Raw genomic sequence first — 21812 nt, 5'->3', positions numbered from 1 at the left:
CCGGCGTATCGGCTCTGCCTACATTGCAATGAGGGTTGTGGGCAGATGCAGACGACATGAACGAGACCTCAGGCGATCGAACGGCCCGCTCCTACCCGGTTCCCGCCGATGAAGCCCTGCGCCTGCGGGAACTGCAGCGCCATCAACTGCTTGATCACGCCGGCGATCACCATTTCGATCGGATCGCCAAGTTGGCGAGCGCCATTTTCGACATGCCCATCGCCCTGATCTCCCTGGTGGATCACGACCGTCAGTGGTTCCTCTCACGGGAGGGGCTGGAGGTGAGCGAGACCCCGCGGGAGGTGGCCTTCTGCGCACACACCATCGCCACTGACGAGGTGATGGTGGTGCCCGATGCCCTTCAGGACGAACGCTTCAGCAGCAACCCTCTCGTGCTCTCCCCGCCTGGCATCCGCTTCTACGCCGGGGCTCCCCTGCGCACCAAAGATGGCCACAACCTGGGCACGCTTTGCGTGATCGATCAGAAACCCAGGGAGTTCAGCCCGGAGCAGAAGCAGCAGTTGCGAATGCTTGCCGACCTGGTGATGCGCGAAATCGAATGGCGCCATGATTCCAGCCTCTGCCCCGTGACGGGGCTCTCCAACCGCGGCGCGCTCTTCAGCGTGGGGCAACGGGAGATGGAGCAGGCCCGCGGCGCCGCTGAACCCATGGCCCTGATCTGCCTCGACATCGACAACTTTCGTCAGATCAACAACCGCTGGGGACATCCCGCCGGCGACCAGGTCTTGCTTGATTTCAGTCGCCTCTGCAAGGGTTTTCTACGCGAGCAGGATTTCATCGCCCGCCTCGGTGATGAGGAGTTCGTGATCCTGCTGATCGGCCGGGGGGGCGAGGCGGCCCTGCAGCTGGCTGAGCAGATCCGCGACGCCACCAGCCGGATGAGTGGCGTGTTCTCCCACTCCGGCTACCAACTGAGCATCAGCGGTGGAGTGTCAGCACTCGCCCACGACGACACCAGCTTCGGCGACCTGGTGCAGCGGGCCGAGAGGGCTCTGGAACTGGCCAAGACCAACGGCCGCAACCAGATCGCCTCCTTGCTCAGGTCATGACGGCATGCAACCGGGTCAGCGGTTGTCTGCCGCACGGAGTTACAGTTCCCAGGTCAGGCTGAAGCCGGCGAGCCGCGCAGCTCGCACAGTGCCTGATCCAGCACCGCGCCAGCTCCTTCGCTTCCTGGGGCGGCCATCAGGTTCCCAACGCCATCCGCACCGACGGTCCATTCAGGATCTGCGTATGGCGCCCGGTGCAGAAACCATATCCAGATCACACCTGTTTCCCCATGACCATCACCATTTCCCCAGCGGGCATTTCTTCTGCTGACCGCTCCTTCAGGCGTGCCGCCAGCAAGCGCAGCGGCCTCAAGGCCCCAGGGTCCAAGCACCAGGCCCCCCCGAGCTGGGAGGACCTGCTCGGCCGCCGCTGATCCAAACAGCAGAATCCGGCCTCGGGCTGGCAACATCCACAACGGCGCGGATTTCCTCAGCCCGCGCAATCACCGGCATGCTGTTCGAGATCCACCATTCCATCCGGTTCCGCTATGAGCGGCCGGTCTTCCTTGAGCCGATGACCGTACGGCTCAGTCCACGCCAGGACGTGACCCAGCGGTTGATCTCCCATGAACTGACCGTGACGGAGGCTCCGGCTGGTCACAGCCTGATCATCGAGCCCGATGGCACCGACGCCAGGGTGCTCTGGTTCAGCGATAAACGTGAGCACCTGCACCTGCAGGTGAGCTCGGTGGTGAAAACCCTGCGCTGCAATCCTTTCGACTGGATCCTCACCCACCCGCCAGCCCAGCGGCTGCCGGCGGCCTACCCCGCCGCTGAAGCGGTCTCCCTGGCGCCCAGCCGCTCCACCTCAGGGTCCTGCGATCCCGGCTTCAGCCCTGTGGGCATCTGGGCGGCGGGGATTGCCGCCCAGGTGGAGCACTCCACCCCTGATTTCCTGATGCGTCTGGCCGACGACATTCACCACGGCTTTCACCACATCGGCCGCCTCGACGGTGAACCGCTCAGCCCGGAGGACACCCTTTCCAGCCGCTGCGGAGCCTGCCGTGACACGGCGATGCTCTACGTGACGGCCTGCCGCAGCCAGGGTCTGGCGGCACGATTTGTGAGCGGCTATTCCATGCATCACCCACCGGAGGTGAGCGAGCACGAACTCCACGCCTGGGCCGAGGTGTACCTGCCGGGAGGTGGCTGGCGCGGCTACGACCCCAGCCTGGGACTGGCAGTGGCCGATGGCCATGTCGCCCTGGCGGCATCGCCCGACCACCTGATGGCTGCTCCCACCACCGGTACCTACCGGGGCACCGACGTGAGCTCCCAGCTGAGCTACACCATCGAACTCAAGGCCTCCGACTCGGAGCCAGAACCCGGCGAAGCAGCGGCATAGTCCCCGTTGGAGGTGGCCGGCGTTGCACCGATGGCATCGAGCTTGGCAGCCAGAACCGCATCCGCCCGGGTGAGTCCATCCACTTTGTGGGTGTAGATCACGGCCTCAGCGCGGCCCCATCCCAGGGAGAAATCGGCATGGTGACCTGCCTCCTCACAGACCGCTCCTGCACGGTTGATCCAGTCGAGTGCCGATTGAAAATCGGGAAACGACCAGAGCTTGTGGAAATGGTGGTGGTCCACCACCTGCCAGCCGTCCAGGTTGGGCAGCAGTGTCTCCAGATCCTCGCTTGTGAGGGTGGGGGCGCCATCGCGGCAGGGCACGCAGCGCTCGTCGCTCAGTTCCATGGCTGTGCTGATTAGGGCCCCAATTCTGGCAAAGAAGGCCGAAACGCGCCTATCTAGGTATTTCCCCTTAGGAATGGAGAGGATTTCGGCTAACTCCGGTGACGATATCTTTCAAACATTGGCTGCTTGCTCATCCACCCCTTTGACGCAGGCTCGCCAGTGGAGGTTCCGCCTTGACCCTGACGGGTACTGGGCCGAGGCCAGCGAGCACACAGCCCCACTGGAGGTTTAGGGTGGTTCGTATCCGTGAGCCGTTGAATGCCGAATCGATTTTGGCCCACGGAAGCTCTGATCGACCCCGTGTCTAGACCAGGATCCAAACGATCCAATCCCCCTGAAACAACCGGTTCCGAATGGCCATGACTGAAGCAGCCTCCCTGACGGTCGGCGAGCTTGAGGCGAACTACCACCTCTATTGCAAAGCCATGAAAATGTTGATCATGGAGGAGAGAACCTCCCAGGAAATTCAACGGACCGTGTGCTGGAGTCGCCTGGAGACTCTGCACAATTGCCTGCCGAGCATGTACAAGGCGCCCGATTATCTCTTCACCCTGTTGCGGCGTGAGCATCTGCAGAAGAAGGAGTCAAAATAGTTTGCCCTCAACATCCGGCTTGTCAGCCCGCCCATGCTGTTACAGGCTGATGGTCGTGACCTCAGCCCTGAACGGATGAAACTCGGAGCGCCCAGCTGGATCAGCGCCCTACTCCTGGCCGTGCTGGCTTTCCCAGGCCTGGGGAATAGCCGTGCCCTGGCCCAGGACGGGGCGCCGCAAAAGGAAGAAGCAGCGGATATCCCAGTTCCGGCCACGCCGGCCAAAGCCCCCGCTGCCGAGGCTGCTGATGCTCCGACCGCTAAGGAGAAGGAGCTGCTCGAGCAGATCCGCAAGCTGAAGGCCCCCCGCTGGCGCAGCTTCGGGGCCTGCCAGTACGACTGGACTGCCTGGCGCTTGAGCGCAAAAGGTGTTCGCACCACCAGCTACCGCTGCGGTGATCCACCGATCACCGGCAATGTGGCGGTCTTCTGCCCCAGCCTGCGCATCAGCCGCCAGGTCGCCGATGCCCAGTGGGAGTCGTGGCGGCTGCCGCTGAGCCTGGGCGAATCGGCAGCCACGGGCGGCGAAGACCAGATGGTGGCCAATCTCTGCGCCAACGCCCGGCCAGTGCCCAACGCCGCCACAGATGCACCGGCCCAGCCCGGCGCTGTCGCCAAGCCAAAAGCCAGCCCCGCCTCCACCAAGCCGGCCACCAAGCCGGCTACTAAGCCAGACACCAAGCCAGCACCCTGAACTCTTAACCCAAGAGCTCAGAGCACCCCCTCATAGCCACTGGGTAGCAGATTCCAATCCGCCCCGAATACATGCATGCGCTGGCTGGGGCGCCCAGCTGAGCTGAAGGGACGACCGGCATGGGCCCAGGCCAGGGCGCTTCCGGCCAGATTCCGCACCCGATACCCCTGAGCCTGCAGCTCACGGGCATAGAGGCCACTGCGCAGCCCGATGGTGCAATAGGGCACCACGAGCACTCCCCGGTAGCGATCCCCGCTGAGCTCAAACTGCTGCTGGGTGATGGCACCCGGCAGCATCGACACCCGCTGCTCCTCGGGCTCGCGCACGTCGACCAGCACGGCGCTCTGGCCCCTGGGGCGGCTCAACCACTCGGCCACGCTGATCTCCGGCACGCCGGAGAGGTGGCGCTGCTTCAGGAACTCGTAGCGGCGGGACAGTTCTGCAGCCAACCGCTGGTCAGAAGAGCTCGCCGCCCCGGGCGCCTGGCTGCCGGCTGGGCTGATCAGCACCACAGCAGCCAGCCCGGCGACCAGCACACCCAGAAGCCGCTGAGGCGATGGGGGCAGGGGGACTTGAACCCCCACAGCCTTGCGGCCTGCGGATTTTAAGTCCGCTGCGTCTACCAATTCCGCCATGCCCCCGACCCAGGGATCCTAGATTTGCGTCACCTTGCCTCCACGGTTGTGCCGCTCCCTGGGTTGCTCAGCTCCATAACGATGGATCTGGGGTCGATCTCCTCTGAAACTCTGCTGGTGCTGGGCGCTTATCTGGTGCTTGCTGGCGCCTACCTCGTGGTTGTGCCCCTGGCCCTCTATGCCTGGATGCACAAGCGCTGGACCGTGATGGGCAAGATCGAGCGCACGGCGGTCTACGGCCTGGTGTTTCTGTTCTTCCCCGGCCTGATCCTGTTCGCCCCCTTCCTGAATCTGCGCATGGCGGGTCAGGGGGAATGAACCGGGGCCAGGCACTGCTGATCGGGCTGGGGGTGTTCCTGGCCGGAGGCCTCGGCTATGCGGGCTTCAAGGCGGCGGGATTCGAGGGCTTTTCGGCCGGGATCGCCGCCGAAGCGCTGCTGATTCTCCTGGTGATGGGCTGGACGGGCTCCTACCTGCTGCGGGTGGTCACCGGAAAGATGAGTTTCATGGAGCAGCGCCGCCGCTACCGCGCCGCCTTCGATGCCCTCACCACCGAAGAGCTGCAAAAGGAATTCGATGCCCTCAGCCCTGCAGAGCAGGAGAAGTTGTTGCGGGAGATCGGCCAGTGGCAGGACGACGCCGCAGCCTGACCCCATAGGCTCGGAGCATGCCTGCCTTCGCCCAACGGCCCCGATGAGCGCCGCTCCCGCCACCCTCGCCAGCACCCCGATCCAGCGAAGCTTCGCTGGGCTCAAACAGCAGGGGCGCTGCGCCCTGATGCCGTTCCTGATGGCGGGCGATCCCGACCTCTCCACCACCCGCGCCACCCTGCTGGCCCTGGAGGCCGAGGGAAGCGATCTGATCGAGCTCGGTATCCCCTACAGCGATCCCCTGGCGGACGGGCCGGTGATTCAGGCCGCCGCCAGCCGGGCCCTCGCCGCCGGCACCACCCCCACTGCTGTGCTGGAGATGCTCGCCAGCCTGAAGGGTGAGCTGACGCTGCCCGTGGTGCTTTTCACGTACACCAACCCGCTGCTCAACCGCGGGCTCGAGACGTTCTGCCGCGAGGCCGCCGCCGCCGGTGCCGCAGGTCTGGTGGTACCCGACCTGCCCCTGGAGGAGGCAGAGCGTCTCTCGCCCATCGCCACCAGCCACGGCCTCGATCTGGTGCTGCTGGTGGCCCCCACCACTCCCGTCGAGCGGATGGCGAGGATTGCTGAGGCCAGCCGTGGATTCACCTACCTGGTGAGCGTCACGGGGGTCACCGGTGTACGCACGAACCTGGAGAGCCGGGTGGGCGATCTGGTGCAACAACTCAAGGGCCTGGGGCCCAGACCGGTGGCGGTGGGCTTCGGCATTTCGGGTCCCGAACAGGCCCGTCAGGTGCGCGACTGGGGTGCCGATGGAGCGATCGTGGGCAGCGCCCTGGTGAAGGTGATGGCGGCGGCCCATCAGCAGGGCTTGGATCCAGCCCCCGCCGCCGCCCGATTCATCGCCGACCTTCGCCGGGCCCTCGATGCCTGAGGACGGCCATGGCACCTGAGGATTCGAACGTTTCCCTGCCCCATTCGGAGGCCTGCGAACGCAACAAGGAAGCGATCCTCGAGGTCCTGCGCCAGTGGTTGGAGGAAGGCCACCGGGTGCTGGAAGTGGGCTCCGGCACAGGCCAGCACGCCGTTCATGTCTGCCGCCATTTGCCGGTGGTATGGCAGCCCAGCGACCGGGCCGTCAACCTGAGCGATCTGCACCGCCGCTGCCAGCTGGAGGGTCAGGCCAACGGCCAACTGGGCTGGCTGCTCGAACCCGTGGAACTCGACGTGCTCCAGCCGCACTGGCCCGCGGGCCCCTTTGAGGCGGTGTTCAGCGCCAACACGGTCCACATCATGCCCTGGAGCGCCGTGCCGAAGTTGCTCGAGGGCAGCGCCCAGGTGCTGCGGAGGTCAGGGCTGTTGCTGCTCTACGGCCCCTTCCACGATGGCGGCCGTCACACCAGCCCAAGCAACGCCGCCTTCGATCAGCACCTGCGCAGCCTCGATCCCGCCATGGGGGTGCGCGACGCCCAGGCGCTCACCGCCCTGGCCGCTGGCTGCGGATTGCGGGCCATCGACGATCTGCCGATGCCTGCCAATAACCGTCTGCTGGTGTTCCGCCGGATGGCGGCGGCGGGGTCTGAACCCCAGCCATGACCACGGCCTCAGCAGTGCAGGTCGCCCTGCTGGGGCTGCCCAACACCGGCAAGTCGACGCTGTACAACAAGCTCACCGGCGGCCACGCCCATGTGGCCAACTGGCCTGGGCTCACGGTGGAACTGCTGCGGGGTTCCCTGCCCGCCGATGCCGCCGGCCGCCCTTACGACCTGATCGATCTGCCCGGCATCCATGACCTGCGCGGCAGCAGTGAGGATGAAGCTGTCGTGCGCCGCTTCCTCAGCGCCACCCGCCCGGATCTGGCGGTGGTGGTGCTCAATGCCAGCCATGCCGACACCCAGCTGAGACTGGCCCTGGAGCTGCAGGCCACCGGCCTGCCCCTGATCCTGGCGCTGAACATGGGCGATGAAGCCCAGCGATACGGGGTGCGGATCGACCACCAGCGCCTGGCTGCCGATCTTGGGCTGCCGGTGCTGGTGATCAGTGCCCGCCGGGGCGAGGGACTCGACACGCTGCTGGAGCGCATCCACGGCTTTGAGCAGCTGCAGCCCGCGCTCACCCGGCTGGTGCCTGAAGCGGAGCTGGAGGCGCACCAGGCCCGGCTGGTGGCGAGCTGCATCGAGGGCCACGACCAACCCAATCCGGATCCCCAGCGCGACCACCTTGATCGGCTGCTGTTGCACCCACTGCTGGGGCTGCTCAGTTTCTTTGTGGTGATGCTGGCGGTGTTCCAGCTGATCTATGCCGTGGGCGGACCGATCCAGTCTTGGCTGGGAACCCTGTTCGACGCGGTGGAGGTCAAGCTTTTGCAACCGGCCCTGCAGAGCCTGGCCCTGCCGGATTTTTTCAGCCAGCTGCTCAGCGAAGGGCTGTGGATGGGGGCTACCACGGTGATCAGCTTCATGCCGATCATCTTTCTCTTTTACATCATGATCGCCCTGATCGAAGACTCGGGTTATCTGGCCCGATCGGCCTTTCTGATGGATGGGGTAATGCACTGGCTGGGCCTCGATGGCCGCAGCTTTGTGCTGCAGATCATGGGCTTCGGTTGCAACGTGCCAGCGATCATGGGTACCCGGGTGATCCGCGAGAGGCCCCAGCGCTGGCTGGCGATGCTGATGATCCCATTCTCGCTCTGCCAGGCCAGGCTCACGGTGTTTGTCTTCATGGCCGGCGCCTTCTTTCCCAGGCCCTGGTGGGCAGCTGGGGCGGTGATCTTCGGCTTCTATGTGGTCAGTTTCGCGGCAGCGGTGCTCACCGCCCTGCTGTTCAAACGGGTGTTCCCCAGCCAGGGGGGGTTCGTACTGGAATTGCCCCCTTACCGAGCTCCCAGCCTGGGCACGGTGTTCAGCAGGGCCTGGCGCGAGATGGTGACGTTCTTCTTCACCACCCGCCGCTTCATCATCCTGGGGGTGATCGCCATCTGGCTGCTCAACAACCTCCCCCCGGGGGTGGATCACCTCTCCGGCCAGTCACTGGCGGGCCAGATCGGCCGGCTGGTGCAGCCGCTGCTGGGGCCGATCGGCATGAACCCGGAGCTGACCATCTCGCTGATCTTCGGCTTCATCGCCAAGGAAATCCTGCTGGGGGCCATGGCGGTGATCTATGCCACCCGCGAGAGTGCGCTGGCCAGCGCGGTGGTGGGTGCGATCCGGCCGCTGCAGGCCCTGAGTTTCATGATGTTCACCCTGCTGTACACACCCTGCCTCTCAACAGTGGCGGTGCAGCTGAGGGAAAGTCGCAGCGGACGCTTCGTGGCGCTGTCGCTGGTGTGGTCGTTCAGCCTGGCCTGGGTGATGGCTTTCCTCACGTATCAGGGAGGGCTTCGACTCGGTTTTGGCTGAGCGGCAGGGCCTCCATCTGGGCGGCGTCCGCTCGGCGCAGCATGAAATCCAGCAGGCCCATGCGCAGGTGCAGGATGCCTCCGGGGCGCCCCCGGCGCATCACCACCAGGTGGCAGCCCGGCTTCACCCCCATGGCGCGCAGGCGACTCTCGAGGCTGGGACGACTGGGGAGGCTGAGCAGCTCGAGCGGCTGATCGAGAGGCGCTTCGGCCAGGTTCATGTCCTGGTTCAGGGCTGCCTGCACTTAAGCAGCGCGGCAATCAGAGGGCGATGTGCACGAAAAGTTCGCCGAGGGTGGCCGTGAGCGCTCCCAGCAGGAGCAGGCGGGTGGTGCCGCCGAGGAGGCGGGAACAGATCAGATAACGGATGGGAATCACAACGGGGTCTCCTTGAATTGGAGGTCAGGCACGGGTGGATCGCTCAGGCGCTGGCCGTGTCGAGCTGCTGAAGCTGATCGAGTGCCAGCGCGAAGGCTGGTGAGCCATGGCGTGAGAGGGGCCAGCGGCGCACCCAGCAGGTGCTGGAATCGGCGTCGATGCTGAGCACCTGATAGGTGTGGTCAGGGCTGCTGGTGAGCCGGACCATCTGGCCTTGGTGGAGGGTCATGGGAAGCAGGAAGTTCTCTGGACTGTCTGGGCCACGGTGCCTCAAGGCCGCAGGCTGTTGAACCGAAGTGTGACGGCGGCCATGGGCGAACCCGGGACTTGAGGCAACGTAACGGAGTATTTCTGTAGCTTGACAAGCAGTTGCTATTCTGTAGTCACTGTTTGCGGATGAACACCTGGTCCAGGGTTGTTCGCCCCGGCCACTCGGTCAGTGGTCCGTGATGCATCAGGCTTGACTCACGATTGGTGACGGAGATGCCCCAGACCCTGCTCAAGCCTGTCTCGCCCCTGGCTCGCACGAGGCCAGCTGAGCGGGAGCCGAGCAAAGGGTTCGGGACCAACAAGGCCACACGAACCAGCAGCGACCGCGCCAAAACCCAGGCCAAGGGCGGCAGGAAACGCAACCCAGCCCTGAGCAAGGCCGACTGGGGGCCCCTCGGCAAGCACCCCGACCTCGACGCCATCGTGGCTCGCCAGCGGCTGCACCTTCCCCGCTGCGGCCGCATCACGGCCCCAGATGTGACCCGCGCCTGGAAGCTGGCTGCCGCCGAGCACCACCCCGACCGTGGCGGCCAACACGACACCATGCAACTGGTCAATGGCGCCCGTGACCTGCTCCTGGGCCGGGGCGTCAAGGGCTGAGCGCTCAGGAGAGCTGATCGTCGCTGCCAGGTGTGGGTCACGCCGGTCGGCAGATCAACCGTCCAGCACACCCTTAACCTTCCTCACCTGAAGCATTCCCACAGGGGCAACCGATGGCCAAATTCGTCCTCTGGGGCACCTACAGCCCCGACGTGCTCGAGCGGCGCGGGCCCTTCCGGGACGAGCATCTGGCCGGGTTGCGGCGGCAAAAGGAGGAGGGAGTACTGCTCACCCTCGGGCCCACCGCCTGCACCACCAGGGTGTTCGGTCTCTATGAAGCCGAGAGCCAGGAGCAGGTGGAGGCCCTGGTCAAAGGGGATGTCTACTGGCGGCAGGGGATCTGGACCAGTGTGGAGGTCTACCCCTGGATTCAGGCCTTCTGAAGCCCTGCGGGGAACTCAGATGTGGGGCGATCAGGGATGGCGATGAAGGCACATCCACAGGAGGCCAGGCGGTCAACGAGCCCATGGGCCTGGTCACGGCCATTCCATTCACCCAGCGCGAGATCTGGCGGGCGGCGGAGGTGAACGGACAGGTGGCGCTCACGCAGTCCACCCCTCCATCACACGGGTTTCGCCTCTGCAGACCAGTTCCCCAGCGCCTGCTGCCACACCCAGCCGGCCACCGCCTCTGGCCCCCCTGGCCCCAGCACCTCCCCATACCCCGACATCTGACCCAGGCCGGCTGAGGCAATGGCTGCGATGGCGCCTGGGCCTGTGATGCCATTGCGCTCCAAGGCCTTGAGCTTGAGGGTCTTGCCGCGGCGCAGGATGTTTCCGCCGTTGATGTGGCAACCGGCACAGTGGTTCGCGAACAGGCTTTCTCCGGAAGCCGCTGGAGATTCACCCCACACCGGCCGGGGCCACCAGATCAGCAGCAGCAGGCCCAGCAACGCCAGAAATCCCAGCCACCGGCGCCAGGCCTGGGGGCCGGGGGATGAGGCTTGCATCGAGGACATCCGGGCTCCCTTAACGCCAGGAGCATCAGTCTGACGGTTTCTCAGCCGCAAGGGCCCGCAGGTAGCGGCGGTACAGATCCTCAGGTGAGCGGTAACGCTGGGGCAGCGAGCTGTGCAAGGCACTGAGGTTGTGCCAGCAGAGGGTGCGCTCGATGCGCTCGAGGCTGCGTCCGTCGGCCACAAGCCGGCGCAGGGCCTGGCAATAGGCCGAAAAGCCCGCTTCCAGTTCACCGATGCTGAGCGCTCGTGAGTCGGCCATGGCGATCCCTGACGTTCGCCGTGTGGACACGGCCAAACGCTGAACCTGCGTCCACGCTATGCAGCAGGCCTCGCGGCACTCGGCCATTCCCAACGGCCACAGCAAAGTTGTCTTAAATCGTTGAGCCGCCCCGATACCCTCCCAGCAGCCAGCCAGGGGCGATCCATGCACAGCCTGCGACCCCTCACCCCCCAGGATCTCGAAGAGGTGCGCGAGGTATACCGCGACGCTGTGCTCAGCCAGGCCCCAGTGCTCTACACACCAGAGCAAGTGAAGGCCTGGGCGGATGTGGTGCTCGAGAGCTCCCCCCTCGAGACGATCCTCGAGCAGGGAGTGGGTCTGGCCAGCTGCTCCGACGCTGGCGCGGTGATCGAGGCCTTCGCGGTGCTGGAGCCAGCCGATCGCATCTCTCTGCTCTACTGCCGCGGACGGGCCAGCCGCCAGGGCCGGGGCACAGCCCTGCTGCAGGCTCTCGAATCACTCGCTCGGGGCTACGGCAGCCGGCGGCTTTGCACCGAAGCCAGCTTCCTTTCGCGCCCCTTGTTCGAGCGGGAGGGCTGGTGCGTCGACTGGATCGAGGAGCTCACGATCGCCTCGGTGCCCTTTCGCCGCTTCCGTATGGTCAAGAATCTGACGCTCGACTGAGCGACCTGCCATGGCCGAGGAGCAGCTGCAGGCTTTTCTCGAGAAGGTGCGCCAGCTCAACGCCTTCGTGGCCCAGAGCGAAACGCGTCCCGAGCTGCGGGAGGCCCTCGCGGCCTGCTCCAGCCACCACGAGGTGGTATCCCTGGCCAGGGCACAGGGCTATGAGATCGGCAGGCGCTGGGGAGAACCAGTCCCTGGAGCAAGGAGGAGTGCTGGACCGGGCAACCTGCTGGACAGCCCCTGTCCTGCGGCAGGGGAGGAAAGGCTGGATGTGCTGCTGGAGAGCCCTGTCCTGCGCCTGGAGCGGATTCACTCCTGTGCCCACAGCACCGCCATGGGCCGGTGGTACGACCAACCGGAGACCGAATGGGTGCTGGTGCTTCGCGGAAGCGCCAGGTTGCGCTTCGAGGATGAAGCGGAAGCGCGGGACATGGCCGCAGGCGACAGCCTGCTGATCGCGCCCCGTCGACGTCACCGGGTGGTGGCTACTGATCCGGCTCCCGGAACACTTTGGCTCGCCCTCTTCTGGACGCCTTCTCCATCAGGGTGGAGGAGCGCACCAGCCAGTAGCCCGCCGACAAGCTCACCACCGTGATTCCCAGTCCAACCAGCAGCAGAGGTTTGTCCTCCGCACCGGGCTGAAGCACGATCACCTTCCGGGCCACGGCGGTGAGGGCGGTGAGCAGCACCAGCTCAATCTGAACCACATGGTGGCGCAGGTAGGCGGTGACGTTCTGCAGCACCTCCAAGGCGATCAGAACGGTGAGGACATCACCGAGGATTTTGATCAGATCGTTACCCAGCCAGCCGGTGTTGGGGTTGAAGAACTCCTGCCACACCCGAAAAATCAGCTGTGAGGTGGCGGCGACCAGCACCACGCAGAGGAGGATCGAGAGCGCCTTGGCCAGTTGACGCTCGAAACGGTCGACAAGCGCCAGGAACGCCTCGTCGTCGAACAGGCCGGAGAATCTGGCCATCAATTATTGAAGGGCTCGAATTTGGGTCGAGCTGGGGTGTCACCAGGCGGGTTCCTGAGCTTGGTGTTGCACGTGACGGACCCATCCTTGGGGTCGGTGACGCAATCGGTCGGCTCCACCTGAGTGGGTACGCCCACGTTGCTGCCAGGGCCGAGGTTGTAGCGCAGGCTCTGGGCCCGCAGGACTGAGGGGGCCAGAGCGAGCAGAGCAAGGACCGCCATCAACAGTGGCGCGGCAGACGGTGGAATCTGCCCTGGGCTCGTCAGGGTCTTGGGGGAAATGGGTGCCATGGAGAGCGTCGTGGCTGCTGCCACTCTGCCTTCCTGAGGCTAAATCCGTTGGTCCTGTCGGATCTCCTCAAGCAGGAGATCCAACTGACTCTGGGAAATCTCTCCCGCCTCATTCGGATGGCCTGGTTCCCCCTCGTCCCGCTGCCAGAGCTCCTCGATGCCACAGAGCCGGGCCGCCAGGGCGCTCAGCCCCCCCTGCGCATGGAGTTGCTGGAGGGTATCGAGCAAAACCGGCATCCGGATCGATTCAGCACGCAGGGCCCGTCGCAGGTCGGCCTGCGTGCGTCCCTGGTGGCGCAGCCAGTCTTTGAGGAAGGTCTGGAGATCTTCCAGCTGTTCGCCGCTCAGGAATGCATGACCGGCAGGTGCCGTTCTGGCTGGAGGGCTGCTGTGGTCTGGCATCAACGGCCGGGGGGGAACCAGCGATCCAGCTTGCGCCGGGCCCTGGAGCGGATGTCTGGGGTCAGGTGGCGCCCCGTTAGGCCTAGCAATGCCGTGAGCGCCACCAGATCATCGCTGAAGCCGGCAGCTGGAATGAAATCAGGGATGAGATCGAATGGCAGCAGCAGGTAGGTGAGTGCCGCAAGCATCGTCAACCGCACCTGGCTCGGGGTACTGCCATCCAGCAGCAGTTCCAGGCATTCCAGAGCCGGCAGGGCAATGGCACGGCCTGCCCTGCGCAACAGCCGCTGCAGAATCCCCTCATCGACCACCGTGCTCTCCAGCACTTCCGCTTCAACGGTGGTCTGATCCCCTACATCTGAGTCTCCTCTGGAGGAGGACCCATCGGAGAAATCGGAAAAGCCGGCATCGATTGGAGCCATAGCTCGCTCTGGGAGCAACGGACAACGACATCATCGTCAGCTGAGCCTGAGCAGACAAGGACGGTTTCAGTCCGATTTCGGACGGTGATCCGGCCCTAGCCCGCTTCCACGAGGCCGCTCTGGACGCCGGCCTTGCGTAGTTTGCGCAAGGCCCGCTGCACCACCTGACGGCAATACTCGCGGCTGCAGCCCAGCTGTCGAGCCACCTCGGCGAGGGTGCGCCATTCATGGCCGCCATCGAGACCGAAGCGCAGCATCACCACCGTGCGCTCACGGGGGGTGAGATTCGAGACGTCCAGCAATCTCCACACCGACGCGCTGCGCTCAGACAGCTCAGCCCGCTCCATGGGGGGCATTTCATCGCTGGCCAGCACATCCACCAGCTCGGTGGGATCCGACTTGGATTTGACCACCCCCTGCAGGCTGACCGTGATACTGCGCAGTTCACAGGACAGCAGGTCTTCCACCTCCGCGAGTGGAAGGTGCATGGTGGCGGCGAGCTCCTGCGGCGAGGCCGTGAGGCCATTGGCCTGCAGCAGCCTTGCTTTGGCGGCGCGCAATTTGGTGAGCTTTTCGTTCACATTCACCGGGATGCGGATCGTGCGGCTCTGGGTGGAGAGGGCACGGTTCAGCCCCTGGCGGATCCACCAGTAGGCATAAGTGCTGAAACGGTGGCCGCGGGTGGGGTCATACTTCTCGACAGCCCGCACCAGGCCAAGGGTTCCTTCCTGGATCAGGTCGAGCAGATCCAGACCCTTTCCCTGATAGCGCTTGGCCAGGTTCACCACCAGGCGCAGATTCGCCGTGATCATCTGATCCTTGGCCCGCTCACCCGTGCGGATGGTGCGACGCTCCACATCGTTGTAGTCGCAGGCTTCTCCGTTGCCACCGGCCAGGGCACAACGCTCATTGAGCGCGACCATCGCCTGCACCTTTCGCCCGAGGGTGAGCTCCTGGGTCGGGGTGAGCAGTTGATGACGTCCAATCTCTCCGAGAAAGGCACTCAACGAGCTGGCCATGTATTACCTCGAAGCTTCGTTGAATCTAGAGCAGAAATTCATTTCTCTCAAAACCACCAGAAAGGCTTCCAACTTCCAACTTGCTTCGGTATTCGGAATTAATTTCGAATGTGGTTCCAGGACATGCCTGCGACATGATCAGCTCGGCTGGCGGCTCGGCGCTGCCTCTGGCTCGCTACCGTCATGGCCCGACCGAGCAAGTCCCTGGCCATGACAGCCCTGGTTCATCTGCCCGCTGCCCTGGTGCTGCCCACCGGCGTTCTGCCCAGTGCAGCCGTGGCCTATGTCCATTACCTCAGCTTCATGGTCTGCTTCGGGGCCCTGGTGCTGGAGCGCCGCCTGATCCGGCCTGATCCCGATCGCTCGGTGGCCATCACGATGGTCATCACCGACATCGTCTACGGGATCGCCGCTTTGCTGGTGCTGCTCAGCGGCATCCTGCGGGTGCTGCACTACGGCCAGGGCAGCAGCTTCTACACCGAGAATCCTCTGTTCTGGTGGAAGGTGGGGGTGTATCTCAGCGTGGGAGCCCTCTCGCTCTACCCCACGGTCACCTACATCCTCTGGGCCCTGCCATTGCGGAAGGGGGAGTTGCCCAAGGTGAGCCAGGGCCTGGCCAACCGTTTGGGCTGGATTCTCAACATCGAGCTGGTGGGCTTCGCCACCATCCCCCTGCTGGCCACGCTGATGGCCCGTGGCGTGGGTCTGCCGGGCTGAGGGCGCTGAGTGCCAGGCTTCCTCCTTTCACGGCATCGTCCAGGTCTGCACGCCCTTGTGCTGATCGCGCTGATCTTGGTGGCTCCGGTTGCGGAAGCACCCCCAGCAGGGGCAGATTCTGAAGGCGAGCAGAGTTGTCCCGTTGCCAGCGCCAGCCGTGCCGCCAGACCCTCTCCCTCAGCAGTCGATGGCACGGCTACAGCTCAAAGGCCAACACCAGCCGGGCCAGGCGGCAGCCACGACTACCGACACGTCTTGGAGACCACACCCCTGGGCTGGCCCCGGCTCGATCGCTGGTGCGTCTGGGTGCAGCCCCTGGGGGAGACCGGACCCGGCTCTCGCTTCGATCAACGCTGGCAGCAGGCGGTCAACGGTGCCCTGACCAGCTGGGCCTCAGAACTCACCCTGGTGATGGTGAGTGATCCCGCCCGGGCCCAGATCCTGATCCAACGGCGCCGACCTCCGCTCCTGGATGCCAACGGGCGCCGCCGGGCCAGCCATGGCCGGGCCCTGCTTGAGCTGCTGGAGGTCCAGCGCCAGGGTGCCTGGCACCTGGAGCCCCGTGTGGAGGTGCTGCTGAGCCCCGATCAGCGCCTGGAGGCCCTTCAGGCCACCGCGCTGCACGAGCTTGGCCACGCCATCGGGCTCTGGGGCCACAGCGATGAACCAGCGGATGCCATGGCAGCTGTGCCCGGCGCCCAGCCGGTGCTCAGCCTCAGTGCTCGCGATCGGGCCACCGTGCGCTGGCTGTATCAGCAGCCCAGTCGCTTCGGACTGCCGCCCTAGGGCATGTTCTGGTGGTGGTGCTGAGCAGGTGTCCTGGCCGGATCCACCGGCAAGGACACAGGCGGGGTCGCCGGTGGGTTCAGCCGCACCAGTCCATGGCCCTCGAGGCCGGCCCACCACACGCCCATCGTGGTGACCCCTGCGGTGAGCACCCCCATGTTCACCACCGCCGCCGACACCAGACCCATCGAGACGGCCCCGAGGCTGATCACCCCCATCGGCACCACGCCAATGGCCACCACACCCATGGGAACGATCCCGATCGAGATGATCCCCAGGGGGGCGACGCCGGTGGCCACAAGCGGCGGGCGGCCTCCACAGTTGGCGGAGCTGTCCTGGGGCGAAGGAGACAAGGGGCCTGACTCAAGTTCTCCGACCCTATTCGCGGCCTCAACTCCGGCGCGGAGCGCCTCGGCGAGCGGCAAGCACCTCCAGCACCCGGCGCCACTCGACCCCGTGCTGGGCCAGGGCCACCTGGAGGTGAAAGATCAGATCGGCCGCCTCCCCGGCGATGCCATCGGCCTCGTCGTCCTTGCAGGCCATCACGAACTCGGCACTCTCCTCACCGATCTTTTTGAGGATGCGGTTGTCACCTCCCTCCAGAAGACGGTTGGTGTAGCTCCCCTCCACGGGGTGATCCCGTCGATCCTTGATCTGCCTGGCCAGCTCAGTGCAGGCATCGGTCGGAGGGTCAGGCAGCTCTGGAGTGCCGCTTGCCTGGGGCGGAGCAGCCGTGAAGAAGCAGCTGCGCCTACCCGTGTGGCAGGCCACATCCCCCACCTGCTCCACGGTCAGCAGAAGCACGTCGCTGTCGCAGTCGTAGCGGAGGCCCTTCAGCCGCTGCAGATGGCCACTGGTGGCGCCCTTGTGCCACAGCTCGGCCCTGGAGCGGCTCCAGTAGTGCACTTCACCCGTGGCCAGGGTCCGTTTGATCGACTCCTGGTTCATCCAGGCCAGCATCAGCACCGCCCCATCGAGCCAGTCCTGGGCGATGGCGGGAATCAGGCCGGCCCCATCGAAGCGCAGCTGATCCAACCAGGGGGCGGGGTCGGCCCCGGTCGGGCTGGGGGGCTGAAATGATGCCTCCAAGGAGGGGAGTCCGGCTGCTGCGATCCTCTCCCATCCCGGAGATGGCCCTGTTCACCTGCTCGAAACAGTTCAGCGGTTACCCCTGCTGCCACCGCCAATGGAGGCACCGGGGCCACTGCCGCTTCGTGCACGGCTACAGCCGCAGCTTCACCTGCTGGTTTCGGGCCAGAGAGCTCGATGTCAACGGCTTCGTGGTGGATTTCTCGGGCCTCAAAGAGCTGGAGGCCCGACTGGCCGGGCAATTTGATCACACCTTCCTGGTGAATGCCGATGACCCGCTGCTGGAGCAGTGGCGCTCATTGCACGATCAGGGAGCCCTCGACCTGCGCGTGATGGCCAACGTGGGGATGGAGAGCAGCGCTGAGCTGGTCTGGGGCTGGGCCAACGAGCTCCTGCGCGCTCGTGACAAGGGCCGCAGCAGCTGCTGGAAGGTGGAGGCGCGCGAGAACGAGCGCAACGCCGCCTGCTACGAGGCCACCCCCGAGTGGTTCGCCCAGGCCCGGCCGTGATGGGCGTGGAGCGGCTGGCCACCACCTGGGCCCTGTTCCAGGCGTTGCTGGTGGAGGCGATGCCCTTTCTGCTGATCGGGGTGGCCCTCTCCACCCTGGCTCGCTGGATCAGCCCCGGGGGGCAGTGGGTGCGGGCCCTGCCCGCCCACCCGCTGCTGGGCCCCCTGAGCGGTGCGGCCCTGGGCTTTGCTCTGCCCGCCTGCGAATGCGGCAACGTGCCCATGGCCCGGCACCTGCTGGTGAAGGGGGCACCGATCGCCACAGCCCTGGGGTTTCTCTTCGCGGCACCGGTGCTCAATCCGATCGTGCTGGCCAGTACCTGGGCCGCCTTCCCCGATCAGCCCTGGCTGCTGGCGGCACGGCCCCTGGGGGCTCTGTTGATCGCGGTCTGCCTGGCCACGCTGCTGCGGCTTCTGCCCGAGCGCGAACTGCTGCAGCCGGCCCTGCTGGAGGAGCGACGGCTGAGCCAGCCCCTGGGGGAGGTGACACTGCTGGAGCGGCGCAGTGGCCTGATCGGAGTGCCGGCCGGCGCTGCCGTCCCCGCCCTGGGCGGATCCAGCCGCCGTCCCCCCCTGGGCCAGGTGCTCTCCCACGGCGGCAGTGAGTTTCTGGAGCTGGCCCTGCTGCTGGTGATGGGGTGCGCGATCGCCGCGCTGGTGCAGACCGTGGTGCCGCGCCAGTGGCTGATCGCCGTGGGCGGCACCCCCACCCTGTCGATCCTGAGCCTGATGCTGCTCAGCCTGGTGGTGTCGGTGTGCTCCAGCGTGGATGCCTTTTTGGCCCTGGGTTTCGCCGCCCAGGTCACCCCCGGGGCGGTGCTGGCCTTCCTGCTGCTGGGGCCGGTGATGGACCTCAAGCTGGTGGGGCTGTTCGGCATCCTGCTGCGGCCCCGCGCCATCCTGCTCACGGCAGGGGCAGCGTCCCTGGTGGTGTTGCTGATCGGTCAATGGGTCAATCTGCTTCTGCTCTGAGCCCTGGCCGGCTCAAGGCCCTGGCCCTGGCGCTGTGGGGCGTCGCGCTGCTGCAGAGCGCCCTGAGCGGACGGCTTGATCTGCTGCTGCGGGCCGTGTTCCATCCGTTGGTGTGGGGCAGCGGGATCCTGCTGCTGCTGCTGGCCGCGGTGGAGATCAGCGGCCGCTGGAGCGACGGCAGCCGCGCCAGCGGCCGCTGGACGTCGCTGCTGAGCATCGGCGCGGCCCTGGCGGTGCTGGCCCTTCCCCCCAGGCCGTCCTTCGCCGATCTGGCCGCCAACCGCCAGGCCAACCTGCTGAAGGAGCCAGGCCTGAGCTTCGTGCTCCCCCCCGCCCAGCGCAGCCTCACCGACTGGGTGCGCTTGCTGCGCGCCGAACCCGATCCCCGGCTCTACGCGGGAGATCCGGTGCGCATCAGCGGTTTCGTTCTGCCCATGCCCGGCGAGGAGCCGCACCTGGCCCGCCTGCTGGTGCGCTGCTGCCTGGTGGATGCCGTGCCGGTGGGGCTGCCGGTGCGCTGGCCCGCCGGCCAGCCCCAACCGCGGGCCGACCAGTGGCTGCGCCTGGAGGGGGTGATGATGAGCGAAACGGTGGGCGAGCGCCAGCGCAGCGTGGTGGATGCCAGGCTTGTGGAGCCGATCCCCAGGCCCCGCCAGCCGCTGGAGCCATGAGCAGGTCTCCGCTGCGCTGGTGGCGCCGGCAGAAGCGCCTGAGGGTGATGCTGATCGCCGCTGCGGCCGTGGCCCTGCTGCAGCAGCAAGTGCTCTGGCACCGGCCCCCACGCCTGCTGGAGCTGCGCCAGGCCAGCGCCAGCTCCGGACCAGCGGCCCTGAGCCTGCGCTTCAGCCGGCCGATGCAGCCGTCCAGCGTGGCCTCGGACAGCCAGTTGCAACCCTCTCTGCCCTTCAGCATCCAGGGGGAGGGCAATCCGCTGCTGCTGCTGCCCGCCGTCGGCTCCCGCATCGAAGAGCCCCTGCAGTTGCGGCTGGAGGGTCGCGACCAGCGGGGGCTGGCCCTGCCCCCCCAGCGCTGGTTCTGGGATCCCCGCCCCGACCTGCTGGCCGTGGTGCCCGTGCCCGGAGGCGAACAGGTGCGACTGCGCACAGCCGAGGGGGCCTGGGTGCCCCTCACCCCCATATGGCCCGCCATCCCCCAGACCGTGGCCCTCGGTGATGGCTCAGGGCTTGGCGTGGTCAGCCGCGACCTGCAGGGGGGGCATCGGGTCTGGAAGCTGGATCTGAAGCGCCGGCACCTGGCCCAACGCTCCAGCGAACTGGCACCAGCCCAGGCCGGGGAGCTGGAGCCCTTCAGTTCCGAGAGCTTCGTGTTCGCCAATCTCAGCAGCAACATCAACGGCGATCTGCTGGTGCAGGCGGCCGCCCAGGCCCCGGGCCGCGAGCTCCCCCAGGAGGAGGTGGTGCTGTGGGAGCGCAACGGCAGCCGTCGCCGTCTGGAGCTGGATCCCCGCGGACCCATTGCCCTGGTGCCCCAGGGGGGAGCCCTGGTGGTGCCCGAGGCCGATGGTCTGGCGCTGAGGAGCTTGCCGCCACTTCCGGAGCGCCGCCAGCTGCTGCCTGGCAGCCGGGATCTGAGCAGCTTCTGCCCGGTGGCGGGCCGGGCCCTGCTCAGCCGCCACTGGCCCGACTTCCGCCGCTCCCTGGAGCTGGTGGAGCCGGCCCAGGCGCCCAGAACTCTTTGGCTGGGTTCGGAAGCCCTGCTGGCCAGTGCCTGCTCCAGGGGAGGCGAGCGGGTCTGGGCCCTGCTGCTGGATGGAATCGAGCGGCCCGAGCTGACCCTGCTGGCCCTCAGCCGCGGGGGCGGCGAACGGCGGCAACGGCTGGAGGGCTGGGAACTGGAGCCGGGCACCGGCCTGAGCTACGACCCCACCACCGACCGCTTGCTGCTGGCCCTGCGGCCGCTGCAAGGCTCAGAACCGGCGCTGGGCAGCTCCCGAGCGGAACCCCAGGCGGCCCTGATCGATGCCACCAGCCTGGAGCTGACCCTGCTCAAAGGGCCGGTGCGGCAGGTGAGCTGGCTTTCACCTGGCTGAACCTCGCCGGTGCAGCACCAGGGGCAGCAGCAGCAGACTCAGCACCCCGATCAGGGGTCCAGGCGGCAGGTTGATGGCCGGCTGGATCGCCAGCACAAAGCCGCAGCCGGCCAGCAGGGCCCCGATCAGGGCCGCCCGCAGCAGGGCCTGGCGCAGGCTGATCGCCCCCTCCAGGGCCAGCAGGGCCGGGGCGCCCATCAGGGCGATCACCAGCACCACCCCAACGGCCGTCATGGCGCTCACCACCGTGAGCGCGGTCACGAAGGTGAGCAGCAGGCGCAGGCGCCCCACCGCCAGCCCGGAGCTGGCCGCCCCGAGGGGGTCCACGCCCAGGAACACCAGCTGGCGGTAGCGGAAGCCGAGCAGGGCCAGCACCGCCAGCAGCGCCAGGCCGGTGCGCAGCAGATCCGGCGCTCCGGCCGCGAGCAAATCACCGAAGAGCACCGCTTCGAGGTTCACCCGGATGCGCAGCAGCGGAATCAGCAGCACCCCAAGGCCCAGAAACCCGGCCAGCACCGTGTTCAGCACCGCCTCATCGCCACGGCCGCCGGAACTGGCGGGCCGGCTGAAGCGCTCCGCCAGCAGGGCACCGGCCACCCCGCTCACCACCCCACCCAGGCCTGGGTCGAGGCCCAGCGCCAGGGCCACCGCCAGTCCGGGCAGCACGGCATGGGAGATCAGATTGGCCTGGAACAGGCGCCCCTGCACCAGCAACAGGGTGCCCGCCAGGGGGCAGAGCAGGCCGCTGAGCAGGGCCAGGGCCAGGGGAAGCATCCACCAGGTGGCGGTCATCGGGC

Annotated in this window: 34 protein-coding genes and 1 tRNA gene; 20 read left to right on the top strand and 15 right to left on the bottom strand. The window is 66.5% G+C overall.

What is annotated here, in order from left to right:
- Positions 1-56 precede the first annotated feature (56 nt).
- From WH5701_RS05955 to WH5701_RS05950, 3 genes are all read left to right on the top strand, one after another.
- Positions 57-1070 carry a sensor domain-containing diguanylate cyclase gene (locus tag WH5701_RS05955; protein ID WP_006171158.1) on the top strand — a complete coding sequence of 338 codons (1014 nt, stop codon included), beginning with the start codon at positions 57-59 and terminating at the stop codon, positions 1068-1070.
- 230 nt (positions 1071-1300) lie between these two features.
- On the top strand, positions 1301-1444 hold the full coding sequence (locus WH5701_RS17575) for a hypothetical protein (protein ID WP_006171156.1): 144 nt from the start codon (positions 1301-1303) through the stop codon (positions 1442-1444).
- Between the two features lie 77 nt (positions 1445-1521).
- On the top strand, positions 1522-2415 hold the full coding sequence (locus tag WH5701_RS05950; RefSeq protein ID WP_006171154.1) for a transglutaminase family protein: 894 nt from the start codon (positions 1522-1524) through the stop codon (positions 2413-2415).
- Here WH5701_RS05950 and WH5701_RS05945 read toward each other — a convergent pair.
- Complete coding sequence (locus WH5701_RS05945) at positions 2355-2762, bottom strand: 4a-hydroxytetrahydrobiopterin dehydratase (RefSeq protein ID WP_006171153.1); 408 nt, start codon at positions 2760-2762, stop codon at positions 2355-2357. The genes WH5701_RS05950 and WH5701_RS05945 overlap by 61 nt on opposite strands.
- A gap of 353 nt (positions 2763-3115) precedes the next feature.
- Here WH5701_RS05945 and WH5701_RS05940 point away from each other — a divergent pair, with 353 nt between their 5' ends.
- Together WH5701_RS05940 and WH5701_RS05935 are read left to right on the top strand one after the other, a co-directional pair.
- Complete coding sequence (locus tag WH5701_RS05940; RefSeq protein ID WP_006171150.1) at positions 3116-3355, top strand: DUF3136 domain-containing protein; 240 nt, start codon at positions 3116-3118, stop codon at positions 3353-3355.
- A gap of 75 nt (positions 3356-3430) precedes the next feature.
- Positions 3431-4048 (top strand): hypothetical protein, encoded by a 618-nt coding sequence (locus WH5701_RS05935; protein WP_037979685.1) that lies wholly within the window; start codon positions 3431-3433, stop codon positions 4046-4048.
- Between the two features lie 17 nt (positions 4049-4065).
- Here WH5701_RS05935 and WH5701_RS05930 read toward each other — a convergent pair whose 3' ends face one another.
- Together WH5701_RS05930 and WH5701_RS05925 are read right to left on the bottom strand one after the other, a co-directional pair.
- On the bottom strand, positions 4066-4632 hold the full coding sequence (locus WH5701_RS05930; RefSeq protein ID WP_156776572.1) for a rhodanese-like domain-containing protein: 567 nt from the start codon (positions 4630-4632) through the stop codon (positions 4066-4068).
- A tRNA-Leu gene (locus WH5701_RS05925) sits at positions 4606-4689 on the bottom strand. The genes WH5701_RS05930 and WH5701_RS05925 overlap by 27 nt, the downstream gene beginning before the upstream one ends.
- Positions 4690-4764: 75 nt before the next feature.
- On the opposite strand from WH5701_RS05925, the gene WH5701_RS05920 reads away from it, so the two are divergent.
- Genes WH5701_RS05920 through feoB form a run of 5 tightly spaced genes read left to right on the top strand, consistent with a single transcriptional unit; the run spans position 4765 to position 8674 of the window.
- On the top strand, positions 4765-5001 hold the full coding sequence (locus tag WH5701_RS05920) for an NAD(P)H-quinone oxidoreductase subunit L (protein ID WP_006171145.1): 237 nt from the start codon (positions 4765-4767) through the stop codon (positions 4999-5001).
- On the top strand, positions 4998-5333 hold the full coding sequence (locus tag WH5701_RS05915) for a DUF3007 family protein (RefSeq protein ID WP_006171144.1): 336 nt from the start codon (positions 4998-5000) through the stop codon (positions 5331-5333). Before WH5701_RS05920 ends, WH5701_RS05915 begins: the two co-directional genes overlap by 4 nt.
- A 43-nt stretch (positions 5334-5376) precedes the next feature.
- On the top strand, positions 5377-6207 hold the full coding sequence (trpA, locus tag WH5701_RS05910; protein WP_006171142.1) for a tryptophan synthase subunit alpha: 831 nt from the start codon (positions 5377-5379) through the stop codon (positions 6205-6207).
- An 8-nt stretch (positions 6208-6215) separates the two neighbouring features.
- Complete coding sequence (locus WH5701_RS05905) at positions 6216-6869, top strand: DUF938 domain-containing protein (RefSeq protein ID WP_006171141.1); 654 nt, start codon at positions 6216-6218, stop codon at positions 6867-6869.
- Positions 6866-8674, top strand: coding sequence for a ferrous iron transport protein B (feoB, locus tag WH5701_RS05900; protein WP_006171140.1), 1809 nt, complete (start codon positions 6866-6868; stop codon positions 8672-8674). The genes WH5701_RS05905 and feoB overlap by 4 nt, the downstream gene beginning before the upstream one ends.
- On the opposite strand, the gene WH5701_RS05895 is transcribed toward feoB, so the two are convergent.
- Together WH5701_RS05895 and WH5701_RS05890 are read right to left on the bottom strand one after the other, a co-directional pair.
- Positions 8637-8918: a FeoA family protein gene (locus tag WH5701_RS05895; RefSeq protein ID WP_006171139.1), complete on the bottom strand. Its 282-nt coding sequence runs from the start codon at positions 8916-8918 to the stop codon at positions 8637-8639. The genes feoB and WH5701_RS05895 overlap by 38 nt on opposite strands.
- A 176-nt stretch (positions 8919-9094) precedes the next feature.
- Positions 9095-9280, bottom strand: coding sequence for a hypothetical protein (locus WH5701_RS05890; RefSeq protein ID WP_006171137.1), 186 nt, complete (start codon positions 9278-9280; stop codon positions 9095-9097).
- 254 nt (positions 9281-9534) lie between these two features.
- Here WH5701_RS05890 and WH5701_RS05885 point away from each other — a divergent pair, with 254 nt between their 5' ends.
- Together WH5701_RS05885 and WH5701_RS05880 are read left to right on the top strand one after the other, a co-directional pair.
- Entirely contained in the window at positions 9535-9921 is a 387-nt protein-coding gene (locus tag WH5701_RS05885; RefSeq protein ID WP_050751387.1) for a hypothetical protein, read from the top strand.
- Positions 9922-10034: 113 nt separating this feature from the next.
- Complete coding sequence (locus WH5701_RS05880) at positions 10035-10304, top strand: YciI family protein (RefSeq protein WP_006171134.1); 270 nt, start codon at positions 10035-10037, stop codon at positions 10302-10304.
- 179 nt (positions 10305-10483) lie between these two features.
- Here the strand turns inward: WH5701_RS05880 and WH5701_RS05875 are convergent, their stop codons facing one another.
- Together WH5701_RS05875 and WH5701_RS05870 are read right to left on the bottom strand one after the other, a co-directional pair.
- Positions 10484-10879, bottom strand: a complete 396-nt coding sequence (locus WH5701_RS05875; RefSeq protein ID WP_006171132.1) for a c-type cytochrome — start codon at positions 10877-10879, stop codon at positions 10484-10486.
- 25 nt (positions 10880-10904) lie between these two features.
- A complete protein-coding gene (locus tag WH5701_RS05870; RefSeq protein ID WP_006171130.1) occupies positions 10905-11138 on the bottom strand; it encodes a DUF3136 domain-containing protein in 234 nt (77 codons plus the stop codon).
- 165 nt (positions 11139-11303) lie between these two features.
- Here WH5701_RS05870 and WH5701_RS05865 point away from each other — a divergent pair, with 165 nt between their 5' ends.
- Positions 11304-11783, top strand: a complete 480-nt coding sequence (locus tag WH5701_RS05865) for a GNAT family N-acetyltransferase (protein WP_006171128.1) — start codon at positions 11304-11306, stop codon at positions 11781-11783.
- A gap of 10 nt (positions 11784-11793) precedes the next feature.
- The gene (locus tag WH5701_RS16745) at positions 11794-12378 is read left to right on the top strand and encodes a Nif11 domain/cupin domain-containing protein (RefSeq protein ID WP_006171127.1); all 585 of its coding nucleotides are present in this window, start codon (positions 11794-11796) and stop codon (positions 12376-12378) included.
- Here the strand turns inward: WH5701_RS16745 and WH5701_RS05855 are convergent.
- The 5 genes from WH5701_RS05855 to WH5701_RS05835 all read right to left on the bottom strand — a co-directional run bounded on the left by WH5701_RS05855 (position 12269) and on the right by WH5701_RS05835 (position 14893).
- Positions 12269-12760 carry a phosphate-starvation-inducible PsiE family protein gene (locus WH5701_RS05855; protein WP_006171126.1) on the bottom strand — a complete coding sequence of 164 codons (492 nt, stop codon included), beginning with the start codon at positions 12758-12760 and terminating at the stop codon, positions 12269-12271. The two genes, WH5701_RS16745 and WH5701_RS05855, sit on opposite strands and share 110 nt — an antisense overlap.
- Positions 12760-12981, bottom strand: coding sequence for a hypothetical protein (locus tag WH5701_RS05850; RefSeq protein ID WP_006171124.1), 222 nt, complete (start codon positions 12979-12981; stop codon positions 12760-12762). Before WH5701_RS05850 ends, WH5701_RS05855 begins: the two co-directional genes overlap by 1 nt.
- 108 nt (positions 12982-13089) lie before the next feature.
- Entirely contained in the window at positions 13090-13452 is a 363-nt protein-coding gene (locus WH5701_RS05845) for a hypothetical protein (protein WP_006171123.1), read from the bottom strand.
- Positions 13452-13874 (bottom strand): YkvA family protein, encoded by a 423-nt coding sequence (locus tag WH5701_RS05840; protein ID WP_006171122.1) that lies wholly within the window; start codon positions 13872-13874, stop codon positions 13452-13454. Before WH5701_RS05840 ends, WH5701_RS05845 begins: the two co-directional genes overlap by 1 nt.
- A gap of 95 nt (positions 13875-13969) precedes the next feature.
- Entirely contained in the window at positions 13970-14893 is a 924-nt protein-coding gene (locus WH5701_RS05835) for a sigma-70 family RNA polymerase sigma factor (RefSeq protein WP_006171121.1), read from the bottom strand.
- 210 nt (positions 14894-15103) lie between these two features.
- On the opposite strand from WH5701_RS05835, the gene WH5701_RS05830 reads away from it, so the two are divergent.
- Both WH5701_RS05830 and WH5701_RS05825 read left to right on the top strand, forming a co-directional pair.
- Positions 15104-15610, top strand: a complete 507-nt coding sequence (locus WH5701_RS05830; protein ID WP_198005178.1) for a DUF2214 family protein — start codon at positions 15104-15106, stop codon at positions 15608-15610.
- 255 nt (positions 15611-15865) lie between these two features.
- Positions 15866-16396, top strand: a complete 531-nt coding sequence (locus WH5701_RS05825) for a matrixin family metalloprotease (RefSeq protein WP_006171119.1) — start codon at positions 15866-15868, stop codon at positions 16394-16396.
- Here the strand turns inward: WH5701_RS05825 and WH5701_RS18380 are convergent.
- Positions 16393-16749 carry a hypothetical protein gene (locus tag WH5701_RS18380; protein WP_156776570.1) on the bottom strand — a complete coding sequence of 119 codons (357 nt, stop codon included), beginning with the start codon at positions 16747-16749 and terminating at the stop codon, positions 16393-16395. The genes WH5701_RS05825 and WH5701_RS18380 overlap by 4 nt on opposite strands.
- 37 nt (positions 16750-16786) lie before the next feature.
- Positions 16787-17485 carry a bifunctional phosphoribosyl-AMP cyclohydrolase/phosphoribosyl-ATP diphosphatase HisIE gene (gene hisIE / locus WH5701_RS05815; protein ID WP_050751386.1) on the bottom strand — a complete coding sequence of 233 codons (699 nt, stop codon included), beginning with the start codon at positions 17483-17485 and terminating at the stop codon, positions 16787-16789.
- Positions 17486-17526: 41 nt separating this feature from the next.
- On the opposite strand from hisIE, the gene WH5701_RS05810 reads away from it, so the two are divergent.
- Genes WH5701_RS05810 through WH5701_RS05795 form a run of 4 tightly spaced genes read left to right on the top strand, consistent with a single transcriptional unit; the run spans position 17527 to position 21015 of the window.
- Complete coding sequence (locus WH5701_RS05810; RefSeq protein WP_006171116.1) at positions 17527-17994, top strand: 6-carboxytetrahydropterin synthase; 468 nt, start codon at positions 17527-17529, stop codon at positions 17992-17994.
- The gene (locus WH5701_RS05805; RefSeq protein WP_037979680.1) at positions 17994-18965 is read left to right on the top strand and encodes a permease; all 972 of its coding nucleotides are present in this window, start codon (positions 17994-17996) and stop codon (positions 18963-18965) included. The genes WH5701_RS05810 and WH5701_RS05805 overlap by 1 nt, the downstream gene beginning before the upstream one ends.
- Entirely contained in the window at positions 18941-19636 is a 696-nt protein-coding gene (locus tag WH5701_RS05800) for a TIGR03943 family protein (RefSeq protein ID WP_006171114.1), read from the top strand. Before WH5701_RS05805 ends, WH5701_RS05800 begins: the two co-directional genes overlap by 25 nt.
- Complete coding sequence (locus WH5701_RS05795) at positions 19633-21015, top strand: hypothetical protein (protein WP_006171113.1); 1383 nt, start codon at positions 19633-19635, stop codon at positions 21013-21015. Before WH5701_RS05800 ends, WH5701_RS05795 begins: the two co-directional genes overlap by 4 nt.
- On the opposite strand, the gene WH5701_RS05790 is transcribed toward WH5701_RS05795, so the two are convergent.
- A complete protein-coding gene (locus WH5701_RS05790; RefSeq protein ID WP_006171112.1) occupies positions 21004-21807 on the bottom strand; it encodes a metal ABC transporter permease in 804 nt (267 codons plus the stop codon). The two genes, WH5701_RS05795 and WH5701_RS05790, sit on opposite strands and share 12 nt — an antisense overlap.
- Positions 21808-21812: the final 5 nt, after the last annotated feature.

The organism is Synechococcus sp. WH 5701 (assembly GCF_000153045.1).
Classification (GTDB): domain Bacteria; phylum Cyanobacteriota; class Cyanobacteriia; order PCC-6307; family Cyanobiaceae; genus Regnicoccus_A; species Regnicoccus_A antarcticus.
This window is presented reverse-complemented; position numbering and strand designations above follow the sequence as displayed.

Coding starts and splice junctions, on each gene's coding strand:
- WH5701_RS05870 (WP_006171130.1), bottom strand. CDS start 11,138: ATGGCCGACTCACGAGCGCTCAGCATCGGTGAACTGGAAGCGGGCTTT.
- WH5701_RS05920 (WP_006171145.1), top strand. CDS start 4,765: ATGGATCTGGGGTCGATCTCCTCTGAAACTCTGCTGGTGCTGGGCGCT.
- WH5701_RS05875 (WP_006171132.1), bottom strand. CDS start 10,879: ATGTCCTCGATGCAAGCCTCATCCCCCGGCCCCCAGGCCTGGCGCCGG.
- WH5701_RS17575 (WP_006171156.1), top strand. CDS start 1,301: ATGACCATCACCATTTCCCCAGCGGGCATTTCTTCTGCTGACCGCTCC.
- WH5701_RS05850 (WP_006171124.1), bottom strand. CDS start 12,981: ATGGCGGTCCTTGCTCTGCTCGCTCTGGCCCCCTCAGTCCTGCGGGCC.
- trpA (WP_006171142.1), top strand. CDS start 5,377: ATGAGCGCCGCTCCCGCCACCCTCGCCAGCACCCCGATCCAGCGAAGC.
- WH5701_RS05810 (WP_006171116.1), top strand. CDS start 17,527: ATGGCCCTGTTCACCTGCTCGAAACAGTTCAGCGGTTACCCCTGCTGC.
- WH5701_RS05840 (WP_006171122.1), bottom strand. CDS start 13,874: ATGGCTCCAATCGATGCCGGCTTTTCCGATTTCTCCGATGGGTCCTCC.
- WH5701_RS05795 (WP_006171113.1), top strand. CDS start 19,633: ATGAGCAGGTCTCCGCTGCGCTGGTGGCGCCGGCAGAAGCGCCTGAGG.
- WH5701_RS05915 (WP_006171144.1), top strand. CDS start 4,998: ATGAACCGGGGCCAGGCACTGCTGATCGGGCTGGGGGTGTTCCTGGCC.
- WH5701_RS16745 (WP_006171127.1), top strand. CDS start 11,794: ATGGCCGAGGAGCAGCTGCAGGCTTTTCTCGAGAAGGTGCGCCAGCTC.
- WH5701_RS05880 (WP_006171134.1), top strand. CDS start 10,035: ATGGCCAAATTCGTCCTCTGGGGCACCTACAGCCCCGACGTGCTCGAG.
- WH5701_RS05865 (WP_006171128.1), top strand. CDS start 11,304: ATGCACAGCCTGCGACCCCTCACCCCCCAGGATCTCGAAGAGGTGCGC.
- WH5701_RS05885 (WP_050751387.1), top strand. CDS start 9,535: ATGCCCCAGACCCTGCTCAAGCCTGTCTCGCCCCTGGCTCGCACGAGG.
- WH5701_RS05790 (WP_006171112.1), bottom strand. CDS start 21,807: ATGACCGCCACCTGGTGGATGCTTCCCCTGGCCCTGGCCCTGCTCAGC.
- WH5701_RS05830 (WP_198005178.1), top strand. CDS start 15,104: ATGACAGCCCTGGTTCATCTGCCCGCTGCCCTGGTGCTGCCCACCGGC.
- feoB (WP_006171140.1), top strand. CDS start 6,866: ATGACCACGGCCTCAGCAGTGCAGGTCGCCCTGCTGGGGCTGCCCAAC.
- WH5701_RS05905 (WP_006171141.1), top strand. CDS start 6,216: ATGGCACCTGAGGATTCGAACGTTTCCCTGCCCCATTCGGAGGCCTGC.
- WH5701_RS05800 (WP_006171114.1), top strand. CDS start 18,941: ATGGGTCAATCTGCTTCTGCTCTGAGCCCTGGCCGGCTCAAGGCCCTG.
- WH5701_RS05890 (WP_006171137.1), bottom strand. CDS start 9,280: ATGACCCTCCACCAAGGCCAGATGGTCCGGCTCACCAGCAGCCCTGAC.
- WH5701_RS05855 (WP_006171126.1), bottom strand. CDS start 12,760: ATGGCCAGATTCTCCGGCCTGTTCGACGACGAGGCGTTCCTGGCGCTT.
- WH5701_RS05935 (WP_037979685.1), top strand. CDS start 3,431: ATGAAACTCGGAGCGCCCAGCTGGATCAGCGCCCTACTCCTGGCCGTG.
- WH5701_RS05805 (WP_037979680.1), top strand. CDS start 17,994: ATGGGCGTGGAGCGGCTGGCCACCACCTGGGCCCTGTTCCAGGCGTTG.
- WH5701_RS05950 (WP_006171154.1), top strand. CDS start 1,522: ATGCTGTTCGAGATCCACCATTCCATCCGGTTCCGCTATGAGCGGCCG.
- WH5701_RS05835 (WP_006171121.1), bottom strand. CDS start 14,893: ATGGCCAGCTCGTTGAGTGCCTTTCTCGGAGAGATTGGACGTCATCAA.
- WH5701_RS05940 (WP_006171150.1), top strand. CDS start 3,116: ATGGCCATGACTGAAGCAGCCTCCCTGACGGTCGGCGAGCTTGAGGCG.
- WH5701_RS05945 (WP_006171153.1), bottom strand. CDS start 2,762: ATGGAACTGAGCGACGAGCGCTGCGTGCCCTGCCGCGATGGCGCCCCC.
- WH5701_RS05845 (WP_006171123.1), bottom strand. CDS start 13,452: ATGCCAGACCACAGCAGCCCTCCAGCCAGAACGGCACCTGCCGGTCAT.
- WH5701_RS05955 (WP_006171158.1), top strand. CDS start 57: ATGAACGAGACCTCAGGCGATCGAACGGCCCGCTCCTACCCGGTTCCC.